Consider the following 26393-nt stretch of genomic DNA (forward strand, 5'->3'; position numbering starts at 1 on the left):
GACTGGGCAAGCCCCTGATTCAGTGGGGTGTTACTTATCCAGCTCGTCGAGCGCGTCCTGCAATTCCTTGCGGGACTGGGCGAGCTTGTCTTTGCGTTTGTTGATCTTGTCCGCATCGCCCTTTTTCATTGCCTTGTCGAGGTCGGCCTGACGGCGGCTGACTTCATGTTTGGCGTCGAGCACCTTGTTCTCGCGCTCTTTCCTCAAGGACGCGTCGGTGCAGTGGGCGGTGACTTCGCTCAGGGCTTTTTCCAGACCGGCCTGCTGTTCGGCGTTGCCGTGGGATTTGGCCAGCTCGATCTGATTGATGATCCCCTGTTTCTTGGCGGCGCAGCCGGTCAGTTCCGGGGCTTCTTCGGCGGCCATCAGGGGAGCGGCCATCACGCTGCAAAGGGTCAGTAAGGCGAGCGGTGAAAGAAATTTCATAAAAGCTCCATGTGCAAAGACAATCGGGTCGATGTGGCGATGGGCGTTTGAGCCCGTCGGCACCTTTGGGTTCCCGGGCTGCCAGGGGCTCGGCGTTTAAAAGCCGTCAATCCCGGCCATACGTAATGTTTGACTCAGTGCCAGGACGTGTGGGTCGCGGAAAAAGGCGCTCAATTGCGCCGCGCGTCCCGGGCCGATACCTGCTTCTGCCTGCCATTGTTCGGTGTTTCTATTCGCCAGTTCCTGCCATGAATCGGCAAGCCGTGCCTGGCCGGTCGGCGGCAACCCCAAGGCTTTGAGCCAGCGAGCGAACGGACGTTGCCGGGCGCTGTTGAAACTGTTTAAAAGGCGAGCCGCGCTGTGTTCGCCGAAGCCATCAATGTTAGCAAGCTCTTGAGCATCGAGGGTCAACCAATCCAGCAGGCTGTTGAGGCGGCCTGTTTCGAAAAGTTTCTCCCAGGTGCCAGGGCCGAGATGGGGCAAAGCCAGTCCTTGCTTGCCGCTGAGCCAGGTCAGGCGTGCAAGGAATTGGCTCTCGCAGCCTGATGTCGGTTGCCAGCAACTCAAATGATGAAAGTCTGCTGCCGATGGCACGTTCAATTCAGTGCGTTCGGTACTGCGCAGCACGACGCCATCGAGCCTTGGAATGGTCAGTCCGGCCAGGCTGATGGACACCTGATCCCCGGGGCGGACATCCAGCTCTTCCCAGCGCCTAAGGGAGCTGACGCTCACGCGTTTGATCTGACGGTCATCAAGCTTCACCGGCGTGAGGTCCAGCACCGGTGTAATCCGCCCCGTCCGACCAATCTTGAAGTGGACCTTGCGCACTTCGGCCAGTGCCTGGGCGAACGGATACTTCCAGGCAACGCTCCAGAAGGAGGGGTGCGCCTGCCAGCGTTCGGCCGGTGGTCGCTGGCTCTGACGCAAAACGACGCCATCACTGGCGAAGGGCAAGGGCGTGCGATACCAGTGATCGCGCCATCGTTCAGCGTCGGCGAATACCTTGATCGGCTGACTGTAAGGCGCAGTGCCCGGAAAACCCATTTCATCGAGAGCGGCCACCCGGGCCGGCAGGCTTGCCGGACCTTGCGGCCAATCCCAGACAAACAAACCGATACCCCTTGCCTGTTCGGCGTTCAGCTCCTTGCGCGCCATCAACCCGGCCACCGTGGAGCGGGCGTTTAGGCTGCCTGCCTTGGCTTGCACATGGTCGGTCAGGTGCCAATAGAGTTCGCCTTGCACCAGCAAATCCAAGGGTTGCGGCAGTTGCCGGGGGATGGCCTCGATCAGTCGGGCCGAGGCGGTCCAGTCCTGGCCGTTCAAGCCGTCACCTCGACTGATCGCTTGATGCAGTGAGCCGTTGCGATAGATCAGCGTCACGGCCACGCCGTCGACTTTGGGTTGTATCCAGATGTCATCGCGCTCGCGTAGCCAACGCTCGACTGCTCTGCCATCACGGAGTTTTTCCAGGCCCGTGTGGGCGATGGGGTGGGCCATCTTGCCGCCCGCCGTGCGCAAGGGGTCGGGCGCCAGACTCAAATCAAAACACTCACGCCATTCGTTCAATCGCGCGCGGGATTGATCATAAATTTCATCGGCGACCAGCGAGCGTCCGTGGCGGTGATAGTTGTCGTCCCAGAAATCGATTTGTTTTTGCAGGGCGGTGATTTCGTCCAAGGCGCGGGCGGGCGACCAGTCGGGGCAGTCGGCAGCGTTTGAGCTCAGGCAAAGCAGGGTCAGGAACAAAGCGGAAAACAGGCGCAGCAGCATCGTGAGCGTCCTTGCTCAGGGGGAATGCTTGAAGGTTAGCCAGCTTTCGAGTGGCGGCTTCGAGGATGTTTTTCGGTGTGTTTCGAGACAAAAGAACGCAGCCTCGTTTCNNNTTCGAGGATGTTTTTCGGTGTGTTTCGAGACAAAAGAACGCAGCCTCGTTTCACTCGAATGGCGCGCAATAAAAAACCCCGCACGGCGAACCGTGCGGGGTTTTGGGTACCGCCAGGAAAGTCTTACAGGCCTGCAGCGGTACGCAGGTCGTTGGCGCGGTCGGTTTTTTCCCAGGTGAACGTGGTGAAGGTGTCGTCGCCGACAGTCTTCTGCGCAGGGGTACGACCGAAGTGGCCGTAGGCTGCGGTTTCCTGGTACATCGGGTGCAGCAGGTCGAGCATGGTGGTGATCGCGTAAGGGCGCAGGTCGAAGATCTCACGCACCAGCTTGACGATCTTTTCATCGCTGATTTTGCCGGTGCCGAAGGTATTCAGCGAGATCGACGTAGGCTGAGCCACACCGATAGCGTAGGAAACCTGAATTTCGCAACGCTCGGCCAGGCCGGCCGCAACGATGTTCTTGGCCACGTAACGACCGGCGTAGGCGGCGGAACGGTCAACCTTGGAGGGGTCTTTACCCGAGAACGCGCCACCGCCGTGACGGGCCATGCCGCCGTAGCTGTCGACGATGATCTTGCGGCCGGTCAGGCCGCAGTCGCCCACCGGGCCACCGATGATGAACTGGCCGGTCGGGTTGATGTGGAACTGGGTGTCCTTGGTCAGCAGCTCGGCAGGCAGCACGTGCTTGACGATCAGCTCCATCACGCCTTCGCGCAGGTCGGCGTAGGACACATCCGGGTTGTGTTGGGTCGACAGTACAACGGCGTCGATGCCCACGACTTTGCCGCCTTCGTAACGGCAGGTCACCTGGGACTTGGCGTCCGGGCGCAGCCATGGCAGCACGCCGGATTTACGCGCTTCGGCCTGGCGCTGCACCAGTTGGTGCGAGAAGGTGATCGGTGCCGGCATCAGCACGTCGGTTTCGTTGCTGGCGTAGCCGAACATCAGGCCCTGGTCGCCGGCGCCCTGATCTTCAGGCTTGGCGCGGTCCACACCCTGGTTGATGTCGGGGGACTGCTTGCCGATGATGTTCATCACGCCACAGGTCGCGCCATCGAAGCCGACATCGGAGCTGTTGTAGCCGATGTCCAGAATGACGTTACGCACGATTTCTTCCAGGTCGACCCAGGCCGACGTGGTGACTTCACCTGCGATAATTGCCACGCCGGTTTTAACCAGGGTTTCGCACGCTACGCGGGCGAACTTGTCTTCAGCAATGATGGCGTCCAGCACCGCGTCAGAAATCTGGTCGGCGATTTTGTCCGGATGCCCTTCAGACACGGACTCGGAGGTGAAAAGGGAGTATTCGCTCATCTCGATGATTTCCTGATATTTACCGATGGTGAGTGTCGCCAGCCGGCCGCTGAAAATGGCGGACCTGGATCTGGAAACCATTACGTAAACCTACATAGAGGCTTTCCCCGGGAACGAGTCCCGCAGCGGTGGCCCAACGGGCCAGATCGTCCTGTTCAAAACCCAACCAGAGATCACCGCAGGCCTCCCTGGCCCAACTCTGGTTGTGGCTACATAACTCTGTCACGAGCAGGCTACCGCCCGGTTGCAGCAAGTCGGCCATGTGCTTGAGCGCTTCGGCCGGCGCGGCGAAATGGTGCAGCACCATGTTCAGTACAACGCAATCGGCCTGAAGGCTGACGCCATTCAATGCATCGGCCAGTTGCAGGCTGACGTTAGCCAGCGTTTCACGTTCGCAGACCTGACGCGCCAGTTCGAGCATCGCCGGGCTGTTGTCCAGCGCCGTCACCTGCTGAAAGCGGCGCGCCAGTTCCGGCAGGAAACCGCCGTCGCCAGGTCCGACTTCCAGCGCCGTCGCCTCATGACTGAAGCTCAGCTTGTCCAACAGCGCCAGTACGCTTTCGCGGTATTGCGGCAAACCGGCGATGAGGTCCTGCTGGGCGCGAAACTTTTCGGCAACCCGAGAGAAAAAGTCCTGGCTGGCGGCGGCCCGTTGTCCGTGGACCTGGCCGATCCGCGCCTGCACATCGGCCGGCAACGTCAGGTTGTCCACTTCTTCGAGCAAGGCGGCGTGCAGCTTGCCGCCCAGCAGGTCGGTGTGAGGCAGGGCGCGACGGTAGAAAATCGCGTTACCTTCACGGCGGGTGGCTACCAGCTCGGCCTGGGCCAGTACCTTGAGGTGGTGGCTCATGCCGGACTGGCCAATGGCAAAGATTTGCGCCAGTTCCAGTACGCCAAACGAATCGTTGGCCAGCGCGCGCAATACATTCAGCCGCAGAGGATCGCCGCCGGCCTTGCACAGGGCCGCCAGCTCATCGCAATCGTCATGTCGAATGGAAGGCACACGTAAATTCATAAGGCCAGCAGTCTAGTGACGCTCAGAAATCACCGCAAGGGCAATATCAAAAAGTTTTGATATTGGTCGATAGATGGCACTTCCAGACGTTAGGTTCAGTCAACAAACGAACTGCAGAAAGGTTTCATCAGTCGAAACCGCTGTTAACAATTGGAAAAACGCCTCCAGATGACTATCTGTCATTGCCCCGAGGCGGCCCGGTGAGGGAAAATGCTCGCCTTTTTTCCGATTCGTTTTATTCANTCTCNATTCANAANCCNCAGGAGATCAGCGATGCCCAGCCGTCGTGAGCGTGCCAACGCCATTCGTGCCCTCAGCATGGATGCCGTGCAAAAAGCCAACAGCGGCCATCCCGGTGCCCCGATGGGCATGGCGGATATCGCCGAGGTACTTTGGCGTGACTACCTGAAACACAACCCGAGCAACCCGTCGTTCGCCGACCGTGACCGCTTCGTGCTGTCCAACGGCCACGGCTCGATGCTGATTTATTCGCTGCTGCACCTGACCGGCTACGACGTCACCATTGATGACATCAAGAGCTTCCGCCAGCTGCACAGCCGCACCCCGGGCCACCCGGAATTCGGCTACACCCCAGGCGTCGAGACCACCACCGGTCCCCTGGGCCAAGGCCTGGCCAATGCGGTTGGTTTCGCCCTGGCTGAAAAAGTGCTGGGCGCGCAGTTCAACCGCCCGGGCCACAACATCGTCGACCACCACACCTATGTGTTCCTCGGTGATGGCTGCATGATGGAAGGCATTTCCCACGAAGTCGCTTCCCTGGCCGGTACCCTGGGCCTGGGCAAGCTGATTGCCTTCTACGATGACAACGGCATCTCCATCGACGGCGAAGTCGAAGGCTGGTTCACCGATGACACCCCGAAGCGTTTCGAAGCCTACAACTGGCAAGTGATCCGCAATGTTGACGGCCACGATCCGGAAGAAATCAAGACCGCCATCGACACCGCGCGCAAAAGCGAGCAGCCGACCCTGATCTGCTGCAAGACCACCATCGGTTTCGGCTCGCCGAACAAGCAAGGTAAAGAAGACTGCCACGGCGCCCCACTGGGTGACGCGGAAATCGCCCTGACCCGCGAAGCGCTGAAGTGGAACCACGGCCCGTTCGAAATCCCGGCCGACATCTACGCCGAGTGGAGCGCCAAGGAAAAAGGCCTNGCGGCCGAAGCCGAGTGGGATCAGCGTTTCGCTGCCTACTCCGCAGCTTTCCCTGAGCTGGCCAACGAACTGGTCCGTCGCCTGGGCGGCGATCTGCCGGAAGACTTCTCGGAAAAAGCCTCGGCCTACATCGCCGAAGTCGCGGCCAAGGGCGAGACCATCGCCAGCCGTAAAGCCAGCCAGAACACCCTGAATGCCTTCGGCCCGCTGCTGCCTGAGATCCTCGGCGGTTCGGCTGACCTGGCCGGTTCCAACCTGACCCTGTGGAAAGGTTGCAAAGGTGTTTCGGCAGAAGACGCCAGCGGCAACTACATGTACTACGGCGTGCGCGAGTTCGGCATGAGCGCCATCATGAACGGTGTGTCCCTGCACGGCGGCCTGGTGCCTTACGGCGCGACCTTCCTGATGTTCATGGAATACGCGCGCAACGCCGTGCGTATGGCCGCGCTGATGAAGAAGCGGGTGATCCATGTGTACACCCACGACTCCATCGGCCTGGGCGAAGATGGCCCGACGCACCAGCCGGTTGAGCAACTGACCAGCCTGCGTACCACGCCAAACCTGGATTGCTGGCGCCCAGCCGACGCGGTCGAATCCGCCGTGGCCTGGAANGCNGCCATCGAGCGTAAGGACGGCCCTTCGGCGCTGATCTTCTCGCGTCAGAACCTGCAGCACCAAGTGCGTACCGACGCGCAGATCGCCGACATCAGCCGTGGCGGCTACGTGCTCAAGGACTGCGCTGGCGAGCCGGAGCTGATCCTGATCTCCACCGGTTCCGAAGTCGGCCTGACCGTTCAGGCCTACGACAAGCTGACCGAGCAAGGCCGCAAGGTGCGTGTTGTGTCGATGCCCTGCACCAGCCTGTTCGAAGCCCAGGACGCGGACTACAAGCAATCGGTATTGCCGTTGCAAGTCAGCGCGCGTATCGCCATCGAAGCGGCTCACGCCGACTACTGGTACAAGTACGTGGGCCTGGAAGGCCGCGTGATCGGCATGACCACCTACGGTGAGTCGGCGCCGGCGCCAGCGTTGTTCGAAGAGTTCGGTTTTACCCTGGAAAACATCCTGGGTCAGGCTGAAGAGCTGCTGGAAGACTGATCCAGAAAATGTGTCGTCTGAGCTGACGCCATCGCGAGCAGGCTCGCTCCCACAGGATTGATGCAGTCCTTGTGGGAACCCATTCAAGTGTGGGAGCGGGCTTGCTCGCGAAAGCGATCTAACAGCCACCCTATTACCCAAGGTAATCGAGAACCCCATGCCTCAACCGCGTCGCTACAAAGTTGCACTCAACGGCTACGGCCGCATTGGTCGTTGCGTCTTGCGTGCTCTGTTCGAGCGAGGGGCGGCGGCCGGGTTTGAAATTGTTGCGATCAACGATTTGGCCGACATGGCCAGCATCGAATACCTGACACGCTTTGACTCCACTCACGGCCGGTTTCCCGGCGAAGTGCGAGTAGAGGGCGATTGTCTGCATATTAATGGTGACTGCGTGAAAGTCCTGCGCAGTGCCACCCCCGAAGGGATCGATTGGGCGTCCCTGGGCGTCGACCTGGTGTTGGAATGCTCCGGTGCTTACCACACCCGTGCCGATGGCCAGCGTTTTCTCGACGCCGGTGCACCGCGTGTGCTGTTTTCCCAGCCGATGGCCAGCGAGGCGGATGTCGACGCCACCATCGTCTACGGCATCAACCAGGATTGCCTGACCGGCGATGAGCTGCTGGTGTCCAACGCCTCCTGCACCACCAACTGCAGTGTGCCGCTGTTGCGCCTGCTGGATCAGGCAATTGGCCTGGATTACGTGTCTATCACCACCATCCACTCGGCCATGAATGACCAGCCGGTGATCGACGCCTATCACCACGAAGACCTGCGCCGTACGCGCTCGGCGTTCCAGTCGGTGATTCCGGTGTCCACCGGCCTGGCTCGTGGTATCGAACGCCTGCTGCCGGAACTTGCCGGGCGAATTCAGGCCAAAGCCGTGCGGGTGCCGACGGTTAACGTGTCTTGCCTCGACATTACGATGCAGACCGTGAGCGACACCGATGCCACCGAAGTCAATCGGATTCTGCGCGAGGCCGCCACCAGCGGCCCGCTCAAGGGGCTTCTGGCCTACACCGAGTTGCCGCACGCCAGTTGTGATTTCAACCATGACCCGCATTCGGCGATTGTCGATGCCAGCCAGACCCGTGTTTCCGGCCCCAGGTTGGTGAACATCCTGGCCTGGTTCGACAACGAATGGGGGTTTGCCAACCGAATGCTGGACGTTGCAGAACACTATCTGCAAACAGCTTCTCCACTCTCTGTTTCTCAGAAACCGTAACTCAGGAAATGCGACCCATGACCGTGTTGAAGATGACCGACCTCGATCTGCAAGGTAAGCGCGTACTGATTCGCGAAGACCTCAACGTCCCAGTCAAGGACGGTGTTGTCACCAGCGATGCGCGAATCCTGGCCTCGCTGCCGACCATCAAGCTGGCCCTGGAAAAAGGCGCGGCCGTGATGGTCTGCTCCCACCTGGGTCGCCCGACCGAAGGTGAGTTCTCCGCTGAAAACAGCCTCAAGCCTGTAGCCGACTACCTGAGCAAGGCCCTGGGCCGCGACGTGCCACTGGTGGCTGACTACCTGGGTGGCGTTGACGTCAAGCCTGGCGACATCGTGCTGTTCGAGAACGTGCGCTTTAACAAAGGCGAGAAAAAGAACAGCGACGAGCTGGCCCAGCAATACGCGGCCCTGTGCGACGTGTTTGTGATGGACGCCTTCGGCACCGCTCACCGCGCTGAAGGCTCGACCCACGGCGTGGCCAAGTTCGCCAAAGTCGCCGCAGCCGGCCCGCTGCTGGCCGCTGAGCTGGACGCACTGGGCAAAGCCCTTGGCGCCCCGGCCCAGCCGATGGCTGCCATCGTTGCCGGTTCCAAGGTCTCGACCAAACTGGACGTGCTCAACAGCCTGAGCCAGATCTGCAACCAGTTGATCGTTGGCGGCGGCATTGCCAACACCTTCCTGGCGGCAGCCGGGCACCCGGTGGGCAAGTCCCTGTACGAGCCAGACCTGCTCGACACCGCTCGCGCCATCGCCGCCAAGGTCAGCGTGCCGCTGCCGGTCGACGTGGTGGTTGCCAAGGAATTCGCTGAAAGCGCCGAAGCCACCGTCAAACTCATCGCAGACGTGGCTGCCGACGACATGATCCTGGACATCGGCCCGCAAACCGCGGCCAACTTCGCTGAACTGCTGAAGTCGTCCAAGACCATTTTGTGGAACGGCCCGGTGGGCGTGTTCGAGTTCGATCAATTCGGTAACGGCACCAAAGTCCTGGCCCAGGCTATTGCTGAAAGCTCGGCATTCTCCATCGCCGGTGGCGGTGACACCCTGGCAGCGATCGATAAATATGGCGTTGCTGACCAGATCTCCTACATTTCTACCGGTGGCGGCGCATTCCTNGAGTTCGTGGAAGGCAAGGTTTTGCCTGCCGTTGAAGTCCTGGAAAGCCGGGCCAAAGGCTGAGGTCATTCATTTGGCCACGCAAAGGAGTGTTCTCATGGTCAAGCCATTAGCGCTGTTGATCGCCGCGGGTATGCTGGTGGCTTGCGGGAGTAACCCGAAAGCCAAGCCGGAACCTGCGCCGCAGTCGGTGGAAAAAGGCTGCTACCAGGCCGACTGGCAAGCGGAAACCAACCCGGTGATCAACAAGCGGTCCGGGCCTGATGGCCTGGAGAAATACGAGACCCAGACCCCGGCCAAGGAACATGGTTGCCCTTGACGGGTCAGACTCTTTACTCAGGGCTGGCGGCGTGCGCCGTCAGTCGAGGAACATGGATGAAAGGTTTTATCGCCGTTACGGCGTTGGCATTGCTGGCCGGTTGCTCGAATTTCAACCTGTTCAAGCCTGCCGAATCGACGGACAACTGGACCACCTGGACCTGCGACAGCCAGGCCAAAGTGCTCTGGCGCTACACCGACGACAGCCGCAAGCAAGTCGACGTGCGCCTCGGCGGGGCCGATCAGGTCTACCGCTTGAAGCTTGAACCGGGCGCCGAAGGTTCGCTGTACAGCAACGACATGTTGGCGTTTCACGTAAAAGGTGAGGAAGGCCTGGTGTACTGGGTCGCCACCAATGATTTGATTGGCCGCGGTTGTAAAGCGCAGTAATTGAAACACCACGGACCTAATGTGGGAGCGGGCTTGCTCGCGAAAGCGGTGGGTCAGCTTGCATTAATGTTGTATGTGCATCCGCATTCGCGAGCAAGCCCGCTCCCACAGGGTTCTGTGCAGTATTGAAGATTTTGCACCACCGAATTCGCAGCCCGGGCCAACCCCCGATCTGCAATAACTTGAATAGCCGCCGCCGCTCCGGCAGGCTTGCACGATTAACGACCCTCGATCGGGAGAGACAACACAATGGCACTTATCAGCATGCGTCAAATGCTGGACCACGCAGCCGAGTTCGGCTACGGCGTCCCAGCCTTTAACGTCAACAACCTTGAGCAGATGCGCGCCATCATGGAAGCCGCTGACAAGACCGACTCCCCAGTGATCGTCCAGGCTTCGGCCGGTGCCCGCAAATACGCCGGCGCCCCGTTCCTGCGCCACCTGATCCTCGCGGCGATCGAAGAATTCCCACACATCCCGGTGTGCATGCACCAGGACCACGGCACCAGCCCTGACGTGTGCCAGCGCTCCATCCAACTGGGCTTCAGCTCGGTGATGATGGACGGCTCCCTGGGCGAAGACGGCAAGACCCCAACCGACTACGAGTACAACGTACGCGTCACCCAACAAACCGTGGCCATGGCTCACGCCTGCGGCGTGTCGGTTGAAGGCGAGCTGGGCTGCCTGGGTTCCCTGGAAACCGGTATGGCCGGCGAAGAAGACGGCATCGGCGCCGAAGGCGTGCTGGACCACAGCCAAATGCTGACCGACCCGGAAGAAGCGGCCGACTTCGTCAAGAAGACCCAAGTGGACGCCCTGGCCATCGCCATCGGTACCAGCCACGGCGCTTACAAATTCACCAAGCCACCTACCGGCGACGTGTTGGCCATCGACCGCATCAAGGAAATCCACAAACGCATCCCTAACACCCACCTGGTGATGCACGGTTCTTCCTCGGTACCGCAAGAGTGGCTGGCGATCATCAACCAGTACGGCGGCGACATCAAAGAAACCTACGGCGTACCGGTTGAAGANATCGTTGAAGGCATCAAGNACGGCGTGCGTAAGGTCAACATTGATACTGACTTGCGTCTGGCTTCGACCGGTGCGATGCGTCGGTTGATGGCGACCAATCCGAGCGAATTCGACCCACGCAAATTCTTCGGCGCCACCGTAACCGCGATGCGTGATGTGTGTATCGCTCGCTACGAAGCGTTCGGCACTGCAGGCAATGCTTCGAAGATCAAGCCGATCTCGTTGGAAGCGATGTACCAGCGGTATTTGAAAGGTGAGTTGAACGCCAAGGTGAACTAAGCCTTTAGCGTTTAAAAGAAGCCCGCAGTGATGCGGGTTTTTTTGTGGCTTAAATATAATGGCAAGCGCGGGCTATTATTTCGAATTGACCTAGCGGACTGTGACTTCTCACAGTAGCTAGCCAGTGTGAATGGCCGTAGTTTTCTGAGGCAACTAATAGCATGTGTTTCGCGCTTTTTGTTATTTCGAAATTGTATAAATAACTGTAATTTGTTACAGGTGATCCGCAAGTTATTTTGACATATCGTTCATATGCCGTATCCAAGGGGCAAGCGATGTGAATGAACTCATTTCGCTAGCTCTGTTGATTTGCAATTATGGAGATTAATATAATGTTGAATGGAGCATATGAAGGCGGAGATGGTGACAGCAAAGCTATTCTGAAGATCACAGACTCAGATGCTAGTCGCGATATTATAAATGGCGGAACATATGAGTATGCGGGGAAGGTCTATGATGTAAGGGGTAATTTTTATTATATGAGTCAGCCCAATACAAAGGTTGTTATTAATCTGGTATTGGCATCTCGTGACGACTCTCCGAGTTATGAGATGAAATTAATGTCGCCTGATAAAACTTATTCACTGCTGCAAGGTACTGTTTCGTATTTTGGCGGCGGTGCCACGGTGTTTAGTGCAAGTCTTGGAAAGACAGCATAAATGAAGATCTGAAAAAAAGGGGGCGGATCTATTTGACCGTCCCTTTGTTTGCTCTCTGAAAGTCGTTTTCTTTAACTTAAAGGGGACAGATTTATTTAATAATCGTCCCCGGCGTTCTTCTGTTCGAGTCGTTTTGCAGGTCTGCCTTGCACTCGATGTGAGATTCGCAAACCGGTGATTTTTTCAATCTCATCTGTGAATCGGGGATTGCCCGTCAGCTGTCCGCGCTGAAGGGCGCCTCTGATCAACTGCAACTCTGTGGAAGGAATCGTTTGTTCCATAAATGAGGTATAGCGGGCAAGGCGCTCGGCGTGAGTGTTGCCCAGTTCGGTAAAGCAAAGATCTTCATCAAGCCAATGATTTCCGGCTGCTTCGTTGAGGCGAAGGTGCAGACTCGACCAAGGGTAATCCTGTGCACGCTGTACCATTTGCGCTCGCACCGGATTTAGCTCGATGTATCGACTACAAGCCAGCAAATAGGTGTCGGTCTGAACCACGCTGGATTTGTATCGGCTCTCCCACAAGGTTCCGGAGCGTCCTTCCAGCTTGTTGCGATAGCGCGTCATGCGGCCTGCCAGGCCTTTCATCAATTGCCCGAGACTCGCGGCGGAGTCTCTTGGTGCGAGGAGTAAGTGGACATGATTGGTCATTAAACAGAAGGCATAGACTTTAACGTCATATAGCGTTTTGAGCTCTCGGAGGTCGTCGAGATAGCGTTGGAAGTCGCCCGGCTCGGCAAACACTACCTGCCTATTGTGGCCTCGTTGCACGACATGATGCGGATAATTGGGTAAAACAACTCGTCCCATTCTGGGCATATAGCCTCCTACGTCCTTGTAGTGATGGGTGAAGCATAGCAGCAGATAATCGATTAAATAAATCTGTCCCCTTTGTTTGCTAATCGACCCCTGCGTTATTTTATTCGAGTTGTCGCTTGCTTTTTAGTGAACTCCGTTATCGCAAAAACGTATAAAAAACTGTCATTTATTACAGGTGATTTAATGCGGGCTGCCGCCTATTGTTTAATGCGTAACCGAGAGAAAAGGAAGGGAAGTGTTAAATAAATCTGTCCCCTTTCTTTGAGCATAAGGCTGGTCGGTTTCTTTTTACTATTATTGAAGGAGAGCAGGGTCATGGAAAATAGTAAATTTGGCGGGAGTAATACTCAACTTTCTATTCCGGCTCGATTGAGTTCGCTGAATGGCGGGGAGCGGATTGATGTGACTCTGGATGATGGCACCATAGTGTCAGGTCTTTTTGTTTCGTCTGAAGATAATAAGCTGAAGTTGACGTTGGTTGGCACTGATCATGATAAAGAGATCTTAGTAGGAACACTGCAGTTAGTGGTTCGATTGTGAAAAAAAGGAAATAAAAGGGAGTGCCCATTAACCGGTCTCAATCTGATATAAATATATCTACGGCCCTTGTTCCACCTTCGTTCCATAAAAACCCGCATAAATGCGGGTTTTTATTACCTGAATATCGGCTACTTAGCTTTAGGTGTATCAAACCCGCGCTGTTCAATCACCCCAAATACATCGGCAATGTCCTGAACCATGATTCGGGCAACGTTGGTGACGGTGTTGATGTCGTTCTCGGCATAGTCCGGCAGGCTGGTACAGGCCATGAGGTTCAGGTATTTGAGAACGGCATTGAGGCGTTCGCTGACGCAGTTGTGGAGCTCGCGTAGCGGGGCGTCGCTGTCAATTAGGTGGTAGCTATGTGCGGGTTCGCAGACCAGGGATACGAGGAACCCGGCAGACCCGAAGGTCTCCCACACACAGCCACCATAAAAAAGAGGGCGAGCGTTTACGCGCCCCTTCTTTCGAGGCGCTAGGTTACTACACGTATCGTCAGGGCTGCGAAACCCTATCGCCAACAATGGTCAGCGACAGGCCAACTTTAGGCAGCAATTTTGGCAGTCGCAACCGGGCTGTAGGACGTGTATGCGGTCATTGTGGCAAGGGCACTCGCTCCTGTTCGGCGACGCAGGCGCCGTAAATCGGGGGGGTGGTGTGTCTGGGGGAATCAGGTGGCAGGATTTGGGGCTGCTTCGTAGCCCAGCGGGAGCAAGCTCCCTCGCCACAGTCGGAGGCGTCCTACACTTTTTTCGGACGCTGTAGCAGCTGTCGTCAAGAGATTGCGAGGACTTCGTCCTCGGACGCAGCCTCGCGTTGCTCGACAGCGGCTACAGAGGCAGAGGTGTTTTTACTTGTCGTGATCAATATCCAGCTTGCTGAACGTCACTTTCCCGCCTTCGCTGGTGTACCCGGTGTGATCTTGCACATAGACCCCGGCCTTGAAGTACAGCGGCTTGTCGCGCCAGGTCTTGCTGATGTCGGTGTCCCACTGGTAACCCGCCGCACTGATGCCCAGCGCGCCGCCCGGGCTCAGGTGGATGAGGTAGGAAAACTCCCGGTCAAGTTTCACCCCGGTGGCGATGGTGATGACCCGCCCTTCACCGTCATCCGGGCGCATTCGCACCTTGGCGACGATGTTTCCGGACTGCGTGCTGGTCTTGTACTGATACTCGAGCTTCACCAAGGGTTTCTGGCTTTCATAGGCGTGGATCTGGCCGATGACGATTTTGCCTGAGCTCGGTACCTGGTTGACCGCGAGGGTGGCACGCAGTGAGTTGTCGGCGTCCGGGTAGAGCCAGTTTTTCAGGGTGCCGTTGCTGTAGGTTTCGCGCAGTTCGGTGCGTGGGTATTTTGCGTTTTCAGTTTTGGAACCGGTGACCGGGGACCAGAAAAACAATGTGCCGGTGTCGGAATGGAAGTATTGATCCTTGAAGCCTTTCACCAGTTTGGGGGTGTCAACGGTGTACGGCGGATTGCCAACGGGAACACTCAGGTTCCAGGTTGCGAGATCGATCATAGTCAAAAGCTTCCACGATTTTTTTGCTGCACGCCCGTGCCAGAAGCTCTGGCACGCGCCTTGGGGGCAATCCTTATAAGCGCAGAAGTTCAATTTGTTAATGCGTAAATGACAGATGGATGGCGTCAAAATCCTGTTAAAAGGCCATCTTTCCCGGTTTCAGGGGGCTGTAGAAGCGACCGTTAGTCGGCAAATGTACGTGATGGTTAAATGATGGCGCACTGACAGCTTCTGCTTTTGCGGATCCCGGTCTAGAGTGAAGGCTCAGTATTTGTCCGGTTTTCACGAGAAACCGGCCTGACGCCCCGAATAAGAGAAGCAGCATGGAATGCGCGCAACACACGCCAGCTGAAGGCAGCTCGATCCTTTTAATCGTCGATGATTACCCTGAAAACCTGATCAGCATGCGCGCGTTGCTCCAGCGCCAGGATTGGCAGGTCATTACCGCGAATTCCGGTTTTGAAGCCCTCAGTCTTTTACTCGAGCACGATGTCGACCTGGTGCTGCTGGATGTGCAGATGCCCGGCATGGATGGTTTTGAAGTGGCGCGCCTGATGCGCGGCAGTCAGCGAACCCGCCTCACACCGATTATTTTCCTGACCGCCAACGAACAATCCCAGGACGCCGTGATCAAGGGCTATGCCAGTGGTGCGGTGGATTACCTGTTCAAGCCGTTCGACCCGCAGATTCTCAAGCCAAAAGTTCAGGCGTTGCTCGAGCATCAGCGCAATCGCCGAGCCTTGCAGCGCCTGAGCCATGACCTGGAATCCGCGCGGGCCTTTAATGCCTCGGTGCTGGACAACGCCGCCGAGGGCATCCTGGTGGTGGGCGAGGCCNGTCTGATCCGCTTTGCCAACCCGGCGATGTCGCGGTTGCTCAATGCCACAGTGCAAGACCTGCAAGGCCGGGAATTTCTGGATTTCCTGCAAAAGCCGCACATCCCGGTCTGGGCAGACTCTGACTTTTACACCGGCTACAAGCGCGGCGAAACCCTGCGCCTGCACGACGCGCTGCTGCGAACGGCGCCCGGCCAGCAAGTGCCGGTGGCGCTGTCTTGTGCGCCATTGCCCAGCGAACAACATGCGATGGTGGTGACGGTGCTGGATATGTCGGTGGTGCGCCATCTGCATCAGCAACTGGAATTCCAAGCGGTGACGGATCCGCTGACCGGGCTGCTCAATCGTCGCGGCTTTTACCAGACGGTGGAGAATCTGCTGTTGCGCGGTGAACGGTCCGACAGCGCCTGGGTGCTGCTGTACCTGGACCTCGACGGCTTCAAGCGCGTCAACGATTCCCTCGGCCACGATGCCGGCGACCGGGTGCTGCGTTGGGTGTCCGAGCAATTGAAAGCCTGTCTGCGCCCCTTCGACATTCTGGCGCGCATGGGTGGCGATGAGTTCACGGCGCTGCTGGATCTGGAGTTCCCGGAGCAAGCGGCGAAGATCGCCGAGAAGCTCATTGAACGGGTGTCGATCTGTCAGCAGATTGATGGTCTGGATATCGCCTTGGGCGCCAGCATCGGCATCGCCACGTACCCGGATTGCGGTTCGAACCTCGACGGCTTGCTGCGTGCGTCGGACATTGCCATGTACGAAGCCAAACGAGCCGGCCGTCAGCAATACCGTTTCTACGACCACGACATGAATGGCCGGGCGCGCTCGCGGCTGATGCTCGAAGAAAGCGTTCGCGCCGCCATTGAGAACCGTGATTTCAACCTCGTGTATCAGCCGCAGGTGGCGATAGACAGCGGGCAGATTCGTGGTTTCGAAGCGCTGCTGCGCTGGCAGCACCCGAGCGTCGGCGACGTGCCGCCGGGGCTGTTTTTGCCATTGCTGGAAGAGGCGCGGCTGATCAGTCGTCTGGGCAGCTGGATTTACCATCGCGGGGCCGAGCAGCGCAAAGCCTGGGAAACCTTGTTTGCCGAAGATCTGGTGCTGGGCGTCAGTTTGAGCAGCACCCAGTTCGGCATGCCCAACCTGGTCACTGAGTTGCGCCAGGTGCTTGAGCGTCATGGCTTGCAGCCGCGTTATCTGGAAGTCGAAGTGACGGAAGAAGCGTTGATGCAAAACCCCGAAGAAACCCGCAAGACCCTGCGCTTGCTGCGCAATCTCGGGGTGCGGGTGGCGCTGGATGACTTCGGCTCCGGACCTTGCTCGCTGGCGCATCTGCGCGACCTGGAGCTGGACACGCTTAAGTTTGATCGGCATTTGATCGCCCGATTGCCGGCGTCCGAACGAGATGCGGCACTGGTGCGCAATGTGATCGACCTGTGCAAGCAATACGGGATGCTGGTGATTGCCGAAGGGGTGGAAACCGTTGCGCAATATGAATGGCTGCAAGCCAACGGCTGCCAGTACGTGCAAGGTTTTCTGGTGGGGCGACCGATGATGGCCGAGGATGCCGGCGACTTTGTGGCGCCGTTTGACTGGAGCGCGCTGACCCGCTGAATTCGCTACACTGGCGACCTTTTCGTGATTCGTGTTGCCGACCCTGATGACCGCGTTGAAATACCTCCAGGCCTATCCCGCTGCGTTGCAGGACCAGGTGCGCCAGCTGATCGCCGAAGGTCGGCTGGGCGACTACCTGAGCCAGCGCTACCCGGAAAAACACGCGGTGCAGAGCGACAAGGCGCTGTACACCTTTGCGCTGGACCTCAAGCAGGAATACCTGCGTAACGCGCCGGCCATCGACAAAGTGCTGTTCGACAACCGCCTGGACCTGACCCACCGCGCTTTTGGCCTGCACACGACAATCTCGCGGGTGCAGGGCGGCAAGCTCAAGTCCAAGAAGGAAATCCGGGTGGCCTCGTTGTTCAAGGAAGCGCCCTCCGAGTTTCTGAAAATGATCGTGGTGCATGAGCTGGCGCACTTCAAGGAATCGGACCACAACAAGGCGTTCTACAAACTCTGCGAACACATGTTGCCGGGGTATCACCAGGTGGAATTTGACCTGCGGGTGTACCTGACGTGGCGGGATATGCAGTAAAGGGAGTGTTTGAATGGATGTAAGCAAGACCAAGAGCAGCTTCTATCGCCGGTTGTACGTGGCGTACCTGATCGACAGCGGGTTGGCCAGCAGNGTCCCGGCGTTGACCGAAGTGACCGGCATGCCCCGGCGCACGGCGCAGGACACGATTGCCGCGTTGGCGGACCTGGACATCATTTGCGAGTTCGAACAGGAAGAGGGCGCGCGCAATCATGCGGGGCGCTATCGGATTCGCGAGTGGGGGGCGATTGATCGGGGGTGGATCGAGCGCAATTTGCGGCAGATTAAAGCGGTGCTCGAGTATCCCTGAGATTTTCAGTGTTGCCGCTGACGCTATCGCGGGCAAGTCGAATCGTCGCACCGCCGCGGTGCGACGATTCGACTTGCCCGCGAAGAAGCCCTTAAGGACGACGCATCCCGATATGCGGAATGTCATCCTCCAGAAACTCCTCACCCGACACCACAAACCCGTACCGTCCGTAATACCCCTGCAAGTGCGCCTGGGCCGAGAGATAGATCGGCACCTCAGGCCAGCGTTTCCCGGCCTGCTTCAACGCCTGGGCCATCAACTCGTGGCCCAGCCCGGTGCCACGGGCGCCAGGCGCAATAATCACCCGCCCGATCACCACGTCGCCGCCCTGTGTTTCCGGGTCGAGCAAGCGCAGATAGGCCACCAGCCGATCCTCGTCCCACGCCATCAAATGGCAGGTGTCACCTTCCAGATCCTGGCCATCGACATCCTGATAGACGCATTTCTGTTCAACGACGAACACTTCCGCGCGTAACTGGAGAATGGCGTACAGCTGCTCTTTCCCCAGATCGCTGTGGTGTTTGCAGACCCAATCGATTGTCATCTTCACTTTCCTTGAGCAACGTCCTTCGGATACTAGGCGTCCTGGCGATAGATGTCTTTATGGCGGAGAAATCTGTGACAAAGGCCAAAATGCCATCATTCATTTCGCGCGGCGCTGTCTTCTTTGTGTAATCTGCGATTGAGCGCAGTGCAGTGGCTCCAATGAGCTAATGTTGAGTACCTGGGTGCTGATACATGTGTCTTGGAGTTTTGGCTGAAAAACACGCCGGGCAGCCCGCCCGCTAAGGATTTTCTGGCATGCCGCGATTGCATCGAGCGTTTGCTTTGATCGTGCTGCTGTTGCTGACACAGAGCGCGGCAGCAGAAAAGCTGCGTCTGGTCGCCGACGCCTGGCCGCCGTTTACAGACGCCACGCTGGTCAACGGTGGCTTGGCCACCGACATCGTCAGCACTGCGCTGGCACGGGCCGGTTACGCCAGTGATTTCGAGCAGGTGCCCTGGGCGCGAGCGTTGCTCGGCGTCGGCGAGGGCCGTTACGACGTGCTGGTCAATGCCTGGTACACCGATGATCGCACCAAGCTGGGCCAGTTCTCGGGCGAGTATCTGCTCAACCGTGTGCGCTTTCTCAAGCGCAAAGACGCGCCCATCGAATACAACAACTTGCAGCAATTGCACACTTACCCGATTGCAGTGGTGCGCGGTTATGCCTATTCATCAGAATTCGACGACGATGTGTCGTTGCAGAAAGTCCCGGTGCATAACTTCGCCATGGCCGTGCGCATGGTCGCGGCGGACCGGGTCAAGTTGACGCTGGAAGACGAATACGTCGCCCGTTATTACCTGGCTCGGGAATCATCCAAAGTGCGCAATGCCGTGGAGTTCTTGCCCAAGGCGTTGAGCGAGAACAGCTTGCACATATTGGTCAGCCTGAAAAATCCGCAGCATGAACAGATCGTCGCCGGTTTCGATCGCGAGATTGCCGAGATGAAGGCTGATGGCAGTTATGAGCGGTTGATGAAGCAGCATGGGATGTAGAGCCGAAGATGTGTGATAGGGCCCGTCCAGTCACGACAAACCTCAAGNNTGAAGCAGCATGGGATGTAGAGCCGAAGATGTGTGATAGGGCCCGTCCAGTCACGACAAACCTCAAGCTTCGCTGGTGTCCTTGATGAGATGCGCCGCCAACGTCCGCAACGGCCCCAACTGCCGGCATATCAATGCCAATTGTGTCTGCACCAACCGTTGCCCTTCATCGATCTCATCCGGCATCTGTTCCAGTTCCGCCGCCAAGGCTTCCTCGGCATCGCTCTGAATTGCAATCGGCTGTTTGCTCGCCAACCCTTGGGCGATCTCGTCGATGCTGGCCGCCAGGCTCACGCCCGCGCCGTCGATCAAATGCTCGCGAACATCCGGCGGTAACTGGGTTTCACGGTGCGCACCCAGCCCCGACAGGTAGCTGAGCAAGGTGTGCGAGAGCACCAGGAAGCGNAACCCGACATCCGCTTCCTTACGGAAATGCCCCGGCTCCATGAGCATGTTGGCCAGCGTCGTCGACAATGCCGCNTCCGCGTTGTGGGCGTTACGCCGCGCCAGCCGATAAGCCAGGTCGTCGCTCTTGCCCGCCGCGTATTGCTGCATGATCTGGCGCAGGTAGATGCTGTTGCAGGTCAGGGTGTTGGCCAGCACCTTGTTCAAGCGGCGACCTTGCCAGTCCGGCAGGAACAGGAAGACCGCCAGGCCGGCGATCAGGCTGCCGAGCAAGGTATCGAACAGCCGTGGCAGGAACAGCCCGTAGCCATCGCCCACCTGGTTGAAGCAGAACAACACCATCAGCGTGATCGCCGCCGTAGCCAGGGTGTAGCGGGTGGTGCGGTTGATAAAGAACACCAGGCCTGCGGCAATGGCGAACAGCGATTGCACCAGCGGGCTTGGGAACAGGTCGAACAGCGCCCAGGCCACGGTCAAACCGATGGCAGTGCCGATGATCCGTTGGCCGAGCTTGCGCCGGGTGGCGCCGTAGTTGGGCTGGCAGACGAACAGGGTGGTGAGGATGATCCAGTAGCCCTGGGAGGCGTGAATGGCATGCAAGGTGCCGTAACCGATGGTCAGCGCCAGGGCGAGGCGCAAGGCATGGCGGAACAGCAGTGACGTCGGCGTCAGCTGCGTGCGCAGGCGCGTCCACATTTCCTTCAGGTTGCGCGGGGCGCGGTCCAGCAGGTTGCTGTCGGTGGCATCCGCGAGGGAGTCGGGGTTGCTGGCGTCGCCGAGCAGGCGGTCGAGCGTGGACAAGTTGGCCGCCAAGGCACGCAACGAGCGCAGCAAGCCGCGCCACGCGGGGTTGCTCTGGATGCGCAGGTGTTCGATGGAGGCGTGCAGGTCGCTCAGCGCTTCGGCGAAGCTGGCGTCATAGATGAACGGCTGGCGCAGCTGGATCGACTCGCCCAGGGCCTGGCAGGCCTTGGCTTGCTGGCGCAGCAGGCGCTGGCAGCGGAACAGCACATCGCTGTGGAAGAACGCCTCGGCCAGCGCGTTGTAAGGGTAGTGCGACGAGCTGGCGCGCTCGTGGATGTCCTGAGCGAGGAAGTACAGCTTGAGGTAGCGGCTGACCTTCGAGCCCGGTCGACCATTGCCCACGCGGTGCAGGATGATTTCCTTCGCCGCATTCAGCGCCGCAACGACACGGCCGTTTTGCTGCGCCAGTTCCAGTCGACGCGCTTCCACGTCCATCTGGCGGATCGGCTCGAACAGCGACGCTTTGAGTTTCAGGTAATAACCCAGTTCACGGAACAATCGCGCCAGGCTCTGCTGCACCGGTTGGTTGGAGAACAGCGCCTGCCACAGCACCGACAGCACGCCGTACCACGCGGCACCGGCCACCAGCAGCAGCGGCTCATGCCAGAAATCGGTGACGGCCCCCCCGCGCTGGTCCACGCCGATCATGGTGTACACCGACAGAATCAACGTAGCGGAAGCAATTGCACCATAGCGTTCGCCGAGGGCGCCGAGCATGGTCAGGCAGAAACTGGCCAGGGCCAGGGCGATGGCGAAAATCCAGGGATAAGGGAACAGCAGCTCCACCGACAGCGCAGCGATGCTGAAACACACCAGCGTTACCGCCAGGGCATTGAGGCGGCCTTGCCAGCTGTCATCGGTCTCGGCCAGGGCGCTGGCGATAATCCCCAGGAACAGCGGGATCAGCAGGGTCATTTCATCCTGATACCANCANANGGCCATGCTGCCGGTCAGGGCGATGAACACCCGCACGCTGTAGCTGAATTTATCCAGCGCCCAGAGACGGCGCAGAGACTGACGAAATGAGGTCGATGACATGAAGTGCGAAGGCCTTCCGAGGCAATGCCGCTAAATTGAGCCAGTAATGACGCCGACGCAATGGCGCCGATCACATCTGACAGCAAAATCTGTTCCTTAAGTTCCGTGTCGTCTGCCAGGACGCCTTCNNNAGCCGGCTTGCTGGCGAAGAACGATGACGCGGTGTATCAGACGTANTGCGCTGCGGCGTAGCCCGAGGCCCACGCCCACTGGAAGTTGAACCCGCCCAGGTGACCGGTCACATCCAGCACTTCGCCGATGAAGTACAACCCCGGGCTTTTCAGCGATTCCATGGTCTTGGACGACACTTCACGCGTATCCACACCGCCCAGTGTCACCTCGGCGGTGCGATAGCCCTCGGTGCCGGCCGGCACCAGTTGCCAGCTCGAGAGTTTTTGCGCGATGTCGGCCACTTCAGCGTGGGTGTACTGCTTCATCGGTTTGGACACGAACCAGGTTTCCGCCAGCAGGTTGGCCATTTTCTTGGTGAAGATTTCACCGAGCAGGGTTTTCAACTCGCTGTTCGGGCGTTCGGCTTGCTGCTGTTGTAGCCAGCTTGGCACGTCGTGGTCCGGCANCAGGTTGATTTCCACCGTGTCGCCGGATTCCCAGTACGAGGAAATCTGCAAAATCGCCGGGCCGCTGAGGCCACGGTGAGTGAACAGAATATTCTCGCGAAAGCTCTGGTCATTGCAGCTGACCAGGCAATCCACAGAGGTGCCCGACAACTCGCCACACAACTCCTTGAGCTGGTCGGTGATGGTGAACGGCACCAATCCGGCGCGGGTCGGTAGCAGGTCGTGACCGAACTGCTTGGCCACTTGATAACCGAAACCGGTAGCGCCCAGGGTCGGAATCGACAGACCACCCGTGGCGATCACCAGGGATTCACAGGTCAGTTGACCGAGCGTGGTGTCCAGCAAGTAACCGCTTTCGAGCTTCTCGATGGTCTGGATCGAGGTGTCCAGGTGCAGGCTGACGCCGACCTGATCGCATTCAGTGAGCAACATCTCAAGGATGTCGCTGGATTTGTTATCGCAGAACAACTGGCCGAGCTTCTTCTCGTGGTACGGCACGCCATGCTTGGCGACCATGCCGATGAAGTCCCACTGGGTATAGCGGGCCAGGGCCGACTTGCAGAAGTGCGCGTTGTGCGAGAGGAAGTTGGCAGGCTCGGTGTACATATTGGTGAAATTGCAGCGGCCACCGCCGGACATCAGGATCTTCTTGCCGGCCTTGTTCGCGTGGTCGATCAACATCACTTTGCGCCCACGCCCGGCAGCGGTCAGCGCACACATCAAGCCTGCGGCGCCNGCGCCAATGATCACGACTTCGGTAGAGCGCAAAACGGTGTCCTCATACAAATATTAAATTCACCGGGAAACCAATGTGGGAGCGAGCTTGCTCGCGATGGCGGACTGTCAAGCNCCCTCCCACAGTTTGATCTCTGTCGGGCAGACGATCTCTTACAAGATACGAACGCGCAACGAACGGCCTTTGATCTTGCCGTCATTCAAACGCTGCAACGCCTGCTTGGCGATCCCGCGCTCCACGGCCACGAAGGCCTGGAAGTCAAAGATCGCGATCTTGCCGACCTGGGCACCCGGGATGCCGGCATCGCCTGTCAACGCACCCAGAATGTCACCCGGACGCACTTTGTCTTTACGGCCCGCGCCGATGACCAGCGTGCTCATCACCGGCAGCAGCGGTGCGCCGCCCTGGGATTTGAGGTTGTCCAGCTGATCCCAGCTCAACGGCGATTTCTGCAACTGCTCGATGGCCTGGGCGCGGTGCGCTTCGGACGGCGCCACCAGGCTGATCGCAATCCCCGTCTCACCGGCACGGCCAGTACGGCCTACGCGGTGGATGTGGATTTCCGAATCGCGGGCCAGCTCGACGTTGATCACCATGTCCAGCGAGTCAATGTCCAGACCACGGGCGGCCACGTCGGTTGCCACCAGCACCGAGGTGCTGCGGTTGGCGAACATCGCCAGCACCTGGTCACGGTCACGCTGTTCCAGGTCGCCATGCAGGCCGACGGCGGAAATGCCCTTGGCCGTCAGGTGATCCACGGTTTCCTGCACTTGCTGCTTGGTGAAGCAGAACGCTACGCACGACGCCGGGCGGAAATGCGCGAGTACCTTGGTCACGGCGTCCATGCGCTCTTCCGGCGAGATCTCGTAGAAACGCTGCTCAATCTGNGTATCGTCGTGGAACGCTTCGGCTTTCACGATCTGCGGGTTACGCATGAATTTCGCCGCCAACTGCTTGATGCCCGTCGGGTAGGTGGCCGAGAACAGCAGGGTCTGGCGGCGTGCCGGGGTCTTGCTGATGATGTCTTCGATGGCGTCGTAGAAACCCATGTCGAGCATGCGGTCGGCTTCGTCGAGGATCAGCGTGTTCAAACCGTCCAGTACCAGCGAACCTTTGCGCAGGTGCTGCTGGATGCGGCCCGGGGTGCCGACGATGACGTGGGCGCCGTGCTCCAGGGAAGCGATCTGCGGGCCGAGGGACACGCCGCCGCACAGAGTCAGCACCTTGATGTTGTCTTCGGCGCGGGCCAGACGGCGGATTTCCTTGGCAACCTGGTCGGCCAGCTCACGCGTCGGGCACATCACCAGCGCCTGGCAGCCGAAGTAGCGCGGATTGATCGGGTTCAACAAGCCGATACCGAAGGCGGCGGTCTTGCCGCTGCCGGTCTTGGCCTGGGCGATCAGGTCCAGCCCTTTGAGGATCACCGGCAAGCTTTGCGCCTGGATCTGCGTCATCTCGACATAACCCAGCGAGTCGAGGTTAGCCAGCATGGCGGCGGAGAGCGGCAAAGTATTAAAAGCGGTGGCGATGGTAGTCACGGGACTGGCCTGCAAAACAAAATGTTGCGCAGTGTAGCAGNCCCGCGGGGATTNTCTCGCANGCTCTANAAAATGTCGCGCAGTGTATCAGTCCCGTGGCCATTCGCCCTAAGGCTCTATGTGTTCTTCCGGACGCTTGACGCGCCGTCCGTCTTCCTTTGAGAGCTGGGAGAAGATCGTCGCGGCCAGCATCGCCATGATTCCGACCGTCACAAATGTCAGCTGGAACGCACCCAGCACCGTGTCCACGCCATCGTTGCCGATCTCTGCGGTAAAACCGCCGAGCAAGGCGCCGGCGCAGGCNACGCCGAGGCTCAGAGACAATTGCGCNACCACCGACAGCAGGCTGTTGCCGCTGCTGGCGTNTTCATCGTCGAGGTCGATCAGGGTGACGGTNTTCATCGCGGTGAACTGCAAGGAGTTGATCGCCCCCAGAATCGATAGCATCACCAACAGCAACCAGTACGGCGTTTGTTCGCTGACCAGCCCCATGCTCGCCAGCATCAACCCCAGCGCCAAAGTGTTGCCGGTGAGCACGATGCGATAGCCCAAGCGTTCGATCAACGGTCGCGCCACCGACTTGGCAACCATCGCTGCCGCCGCCAGCGGCAACATGCTCATCCCGGCCTGGGACGGCGAATAACCCAGCGCCACTTGCAGCAGCAGCGGCACGAGGAACGGCAGAGCGCCGCTGCCCAGGCGGGCGAACAGGTTGCCGAGNATGCCCACTGCAAAAGTCCGGGTCTTGAACAGCACTGGCGAAAACAGCGGGTTATCGATATGGCCTGCGCGCAGCCAGTAAGCCGCGAGGCATGCCAGCCCGCCGAACAGCAGCAACATCACGCGCAGATGCGGCAGGTGCAGTTCGCCCAGGCCTTCCATGGCGATGGTGATCAGCACCATCGCCGCGCCAAACAGCACAAACCCCATGCTGTCGAAACGCGTGCGCTCACTGCCGCGCAGGTCGGGGATCAGTTTCCACACGGCGTAACAGCCGATCATACCCACCGGCAGGTTGATCAAAAAAATCCAGTGCCAGGTCAGGTATTGCACCATCCAGCCGCCCATGGTCGGGCCAAGCAACGGGCCGAGCAGGCCGGGGATGGTAATGAAGCCCATGATCCGCACCAGCTCGGAGCGCGGGTAAGCGCGTAGCACCACGAGGCGCCCGACCGGCAGCATCAATGCCCCGCCCAGGCCCTGAATCACCCGGGCGCCGATCAGCATGCTCAGGGTGCTCGACAGAGCACAGAGCAATGAGCCAAGGCTGAACAGCATGATCGCGCCGAAGAAGATTTTCTTGGTGCCAAAGCGGTCGGCGATCCAGCCCGAGGCCGGGATTAGCAAGGCGACGGTGAGCATGTAGGCGATCACCACCCCTTGCATGCGCAGCGGGTTTTCTGCGAGGTCCCGGGCCATGGCCGGCAGGGCTGTGTTGAGAATGGTCCCGTCGAGGGACTGCATGAAGAAAGCGATGGCGACGACCCACGGCACCCAGCGGGCGGTGACAGCGTCGAGAGGCGGGCGGTTGGGCATGGGACCTCTTGTCAGTATGAGTCAGGGAGTCCGAGGNCGCTCCGCGTGGGAATGCAGCCCGGGACGCTC

Annotated in this window: 24 protein-coding genes; 12 read left to right on the plus strand and 12 right to left on the minus strand. The window is 59.0% G+C overall.

Annotated features, from left to right (window positions below; genetic code table 11):
* Positions 1-30 precede the first annotated feature (30 nt).
* The 4 genes from B7L09_RS19520 to B7L09_RS19535 form a co-directional block, all read right to left on the minus strand.
* Positions 31-426: a DUF1090 domain-containing protein gene (locus B7L09_RS19520; protein ID WP_094470231.1), complete on the minus strand. Its 396-nt coding sequence runs from the start codon at positions 424-426 to the stop codon at positions 31-33.
* A 96-nt stretch (positions 427-522) separates the two neighbouring features.
* Entirely contained in the window at positions 523-2196 is a 1674-nt protein-coding gene (gene ligB, locus B7L09_RS19525; RefSeq protein WP_094470232.1) for an NAD-dependent DNA ligase LigB, read from the minus strand.
* A gap of 236 nt (positions 2197-2432) precedes the next feature.
* Positions 2433-3623, minus strand: coding sequence for a methionine adenosyltransferase (metK, locus tag B7L09_RS19530; RefSeq protein WP_094470233.1), 1191 nt, complete (start codon positions 3621-3623; stop codon positions 2433-2435).
* A 19-nt stretch (positions 3624-3642) separates the two neighbouring features.
* On the minus strand, positions 3643-4638 hold the full coding sequence (locus B7L09_RS19535) for an ArsR/SmtB family transcription factor (RefSeq protein ID WP_094470234.1): 996 nt from the start codon (positions 4636-4638) through the stop codon (positions 3643-3645).
* Between the two features lie 273 nt (positions 4639-4911).
* On the opposite strand from B7L09_RS19535, the gene tkt reads away from it, so the two are divergent.
* The 7 genes from tkt (at position 4912) to B7L09_RS19570 (ending at position 11930) form a co-directional block, all read left to right on the plus strand.
* Complete coding sequence (gene tkt / locus B7L09_RS19540; RefSeq protein ID WP_094470235.1) at positions 4912-6909, plus strand: transketolase; 1998 nt, start codon at positions 4912-4914, stop codon at positions 6907-6909.
* A gap of 157 nt (positions 6910-7066) precedes the next feature.
* Positions 7067-8131 carry an erythrose-4-phosphate dehydrogenase gene (epd, locus tag B7L09_RS19545; protein WP_094470236.1) on the plus strand — a complete coding sequence of 355 codons (1065 nt, stop codon included), beginning with the start codon at positions 7067-7069 and terminating at the stop codon, positions 8129-8131.
* 17 nt (positions 8132-8148) lie between these two features.
* On the plus strand, positions 8149-9312 hold the full coding sequence (locus B7L09_RS19550; protein ID WP_094470237.1) for a phosphoglycerate kinase: 1164 nt from the start codon (positions 8149-8151) through the stop codon (positions 9310-9312).
* 34 nt (positions 9313-9346) lie between these two features.
* Positions 9347-9568, plus strand: coding sequence for a hypothetical protein (locus tag B7L09_RS19555; protein ID WP_010466937.1), 222 nt, complete (start codon positions 9347-9349; stop codon positions 9566-9568).
* A 56-nt stretch (positions 9569-9624) separates the two neighbouring features.
* Positions 9625-9957, plus strand: coding sequence for an MliC family protein (locus B7L09_RS19560; RefSeq protein ID WP_094470238.1), 333 nt, complete (start codon positions 9625-9627; stop codon positions 9955-9957).
* A gap of 249 nt (positions 9958-10206) precedes the next feature.
* On the plus strand, positions 10207-11271 hold the full coding sequence (gene fba / locus B7L09_RS19565; protein WP_094470239.1) for a class II fructose-bisphosphate aldolase: 1065 nt from the start codon (positions 10207-10209) through the stop codon (positions 11269-11271).
* Positions 11272-11603: 332 nt separating this feature from the next.
* On the plus strand, positions 11604-11930 hold the full coding sequence (locus B7L09_RS19570) for a hypothetical protein (protein ID WP_010466945.1): 327 nt from the start codon (positions 11604-11606) through the stop codon (positions 11928-11930).
* A 95-nt stretch (positions 11931-12025) separates the two neighbouring features.
* Here B7L09_RS19570 and B7L09_RS19575 read toward each other — a convergent pair whose 3' ends face one another.
* Positions 12026-12748, minus strand: coding sequence for a transposase (locus tag B7L09_RS19575; RefSeq protein ID WP_010466946.1), 723 nt, complete (start codon positions 12746-12748; stop codon positions 12026-12028).
* A 315-nt stretch (positions 12749-13063) separates the two neighbouring features.
* On the opposite strand from B7L09_RS19575, the gene B7L09_RS19580 reads away from it, so the two are divergent.
* On the plus strand, positions 13064-13288 hold the full coding sequence (locus tag B7L09_RS19580) for a hypothetical protein (RefSeq protein WP_094470240.1): 225 nt from the start codon (positions 13064-13066) through the stop codon (positions 13286-13288).
* A gap of 128 nt (positions 13289-13416) precedes the next feature.
* Here B7L09_RS19580 and B7L09_RS19585 read toward each other — a convergent pair whose 3' ends face one another.
* Together B7L09_RS19585 and B7L09_RS19590 are read right to left on the minus strand one after the other, a co-directional pair.
* Entirely contained in the window at positions 13417-13671 is a 255-nt protein-coding gene (locus B7L09_RS19585; RefSeq protein WP_255142235.1) for a fructose-bisphosphate aldolase, read from the minus strand.
* A 467-nt stretch (positions 13672-14138) separates the two neighbouring features.
* Positions 14139-14807, minus strand: a complete 669-nt coding sequence (locus B7L09_RS19590; RefSeq protein ID WP_094470242.1) for a polysaccharide lyase family 7 protein — start codon at positions 14805-14807, stop codon at positions 14139-14141.
* A gap of 323 nt (positions 14808-15130) precedes the next feature.
* Here B7L09_RS19590 and B7L09_RS19595 point away from each other — a divergent pair, with 323 nt between their 5' ends.
* From B7L09_RS19595 to B7L09_RS19605, 3 genes are read left to right on the plus strand one after another with little or no spacing between them, the layout of a single operon-like run.
* Complete coding sequence (locus B7L09_RS19595) at positions 15131-17254, plus strand: putative bifunctional diguanylate cyclase/phosphodiesterase (protein WP_094470243.1); 2124 nt, start codon at positions 15131-15133, stop codon at positions 17252-17254.
* Positions 17255-17300: 46 nt separating this feature from the next.
* Positions 17301-17792 carry a M48 metallopeptidase family protein gene (locus B7L09_RS19600; protein ID WP_094470251.1) on the plus strand — a complete coding sequence of 164 codons (492 nt, stop codon included), beginning with the start codon at positions 17301-17303 and terminating at the stop codon, positions 17790-17792.
* Between the two features lie 13 nt (positions 17793-17805).
* Positions 17806-18102 carry a winged helix-turn-helix domain-containing protein gene (locus tag B7L09_RS19605; RefSeq protein ID WP_094470244.1) on the plus strand — a complete coding sequence of 99 codons (297 nt, stop codon included), beginning with the start codon at positions 17806-17808 and terminating at the stop codon, positions 18100-18102.
* Positions 18103-18193: 91 nt separating this feature from the next.
* Here the strand turns inward: B7L09_RS19605 and B7L09_RS19610 are convergent, their stop codons facing one another.
* The gene (locus tag B7L09_RS19610) at positions 18194-18646 is read right to left on the minus strand and encodes a GNAT family N-acetyltransferase (protein WP_094470245.1); all 453 of its coding nucleotides are present in this window, start codon (positions 18644-18646) and stop codon (positions 18194-18196) included.
* 257 nt (positions 18647-18903) lie between these two features.
* On the opposite strand from B7L09_RS19610, the gene B7L09_RS19615 reads away from it, so the two are divergent.
* Positions 18904-19641, plus strand: a complete 738-nt coding sequence (locus B7L09_RS19615; RefSeq protein WP_094470246.1) for a substrate-binding periplasmic protein — start codon at positions 18904-18906, stop codon at positions 19639-19641.
* Between the two features lie 111 nt (positions 19642-19752).
* Here B7L09_RS19615 and yccS read toward each other — a convergent pair whose 3' ends face one another.
* The 4 genes from yccS to mdtD all read right to left on the minus strand — a co-directional run bounded on the left by yccS (position 19753) and on the right by mdtD (position 26324).
* The gene (gene yccS, locus B7L09_RS19620) at positions 19753-21936 is read right to left on the minus strand and encodes a YccS family putative transporter (protein ID WP_094470247.1); all 2184 of its coding nucleotides are present in this window, start codon (positions 21934-21936) and stop codon (positions 19753-19755) included.
* Positions 21937-22103: 167 nt separating this feature from the next.
* A complete protein-coding gene (locus tag B7L09_RS19625) occupies positions 22104-23282 on the minus strand; it encodes a BaiN/RdsA family NAD(P)/FAD-dependent oxidoreductase (RefSeq protein WP_094470248.1) in 1179 nt (392 codons plus the stop codon).
* 120 nt (positions 23283-23402) lie between these two features.
* A complete protein-coding gene (gene dbpA, locus B7L09_RS19630) occupies positions 23403-24740 on the minus strand; it encodes an ATP-dependent RNA helicase DbpA (RefSeq protein ID WP_255142236.1) in 1338 nt (445 codons plus the stop codon).
* A 156-nt stretch (positions 24741-24896) separates the two neighbouring features.
* Positions 24897-26324: a multidrug transporter subunit MdtD gene (gene mdtD, locus B7L09_RS19635; RefSeq protein WP_094470250.1), complete on the minus strand. Its 1428-nt coding sequence runs from the start codon at positions 26322-26324 to the stop codon at positions 24897-24899.
* Positions 26325-26393 lie beyond the last annotated feature (69 nt).

The organism is Pseudomonas mandelii (assembly GCF_002251635.1).
Taxonomy (GTDB): Bacteria; Pseudomonadota; Gammaproteobacteria; order Pseudomonadales; family Pseudomonadaceae; genus Aquipseudomonas; species Aquipseudomonas mandelii_B.

Excerpts from the sequence above, each read along its gene's own strand:
- metK (WP_094470233.1), bottom strand. The coding sequence starts at position 3,623 with ATGAGCGAATACTCCCTTTTCACCTCCGAGTCCGTGTCTGAAGGGCAT.
- B7L09_RS19615 (WP_094470246.1), top strand. The coding sequence starts at position 18,904 with ATGCCGCGATTGCATCGAGCGTTTGCTTTGATCGTGCTGCTGTTGCTG.
- B7L09_RS19570 (WP_010466945.1), top strand. The coding sequence starts at position 11,604 with ATGTTGAATGGAGCATATGAAGGCGGAGATGGTGACAGCAAAGCTATT.
- B7L09_RS19520 (WP_094470231.1), bottom strand. The coding sequence starts at position 426 with ATGAAATTTCTTTCACCGCTCGCCTTACTGACCCTTTGCAGCGTGATG.
- B7L09_RS19575 (WP_010466946.1), bottom strand. The coding sequence starts at position 12,748 with ATGCCCAGAATGGGACGAGTTGTTTTACCCAATTATCCGCATCATGTC.
- B7L09_RS19560 (WP_094470238.1), top strand. The coding sequence starts at position 9,625 with ATGAAAGGTTTTATCGCCGTTACGGCGTTGGCATTGCTGGCCGGTTGC.
- B7L09_RS19535 (WP_094470234.1), bottom strand. The coding sequence starts at position 4,638 with ATGAATTTACGTGTGCCTTCCATTCGACATGACGATTGCGATGAGCTG.
- B7L09_RS19600 (WP_094470251.1), top strand. The coding sequence starts at position 17,301 with ATGACCGCGTTGAAATACCTCCAGGCCTATCCCGCTGCGTTGCAGGAC.
- B7L09_RS19610 (WP_094470245.1), bottom strand. The coding sequence starts at position 18,646 with ATGACAATCGATTGGGTCTGCAAACACCACAGCGATCTGGGGAAAGAG.
- ligB (WP_094470232.1), bottom strand. The coding sequence starts at position 2,196 with ATGCTGCTGCGCCTGTTTTCCGCTTTGTTCCTGACCCTGCTTTGCCTG.
- B7L09_RS19580 (WP_094470240.1), top strand. The coding sequence starts at position 13,064 with ATGGAAAATAGTAAATTTGGCGGGAGTAATACTCAACTTTCTATTCCG.
- B7L09_RS19590 (WP_094470242.1), bottom strand. The coding sequence starts at position 14,807 with ATGATCGATCTCGCAACCTGGAACCTGAGTGTTCCCGTTGGCAATCCG.
- B7L09_RS19555 (WP_010466937.1), top strand. The coding sequence starts at position 9,347 with ATGGTCAAGCCATTAGCGCTGTTGATCGCCGCGGGTATGCTGGTGGCT.
- epd (WP_094470236.1), top strand. The coding sequence starts at position 7,067 with ATGCCTCAACCGCGTCGCTACAAAGTTGCACTCAACGGCTACGGCCGC.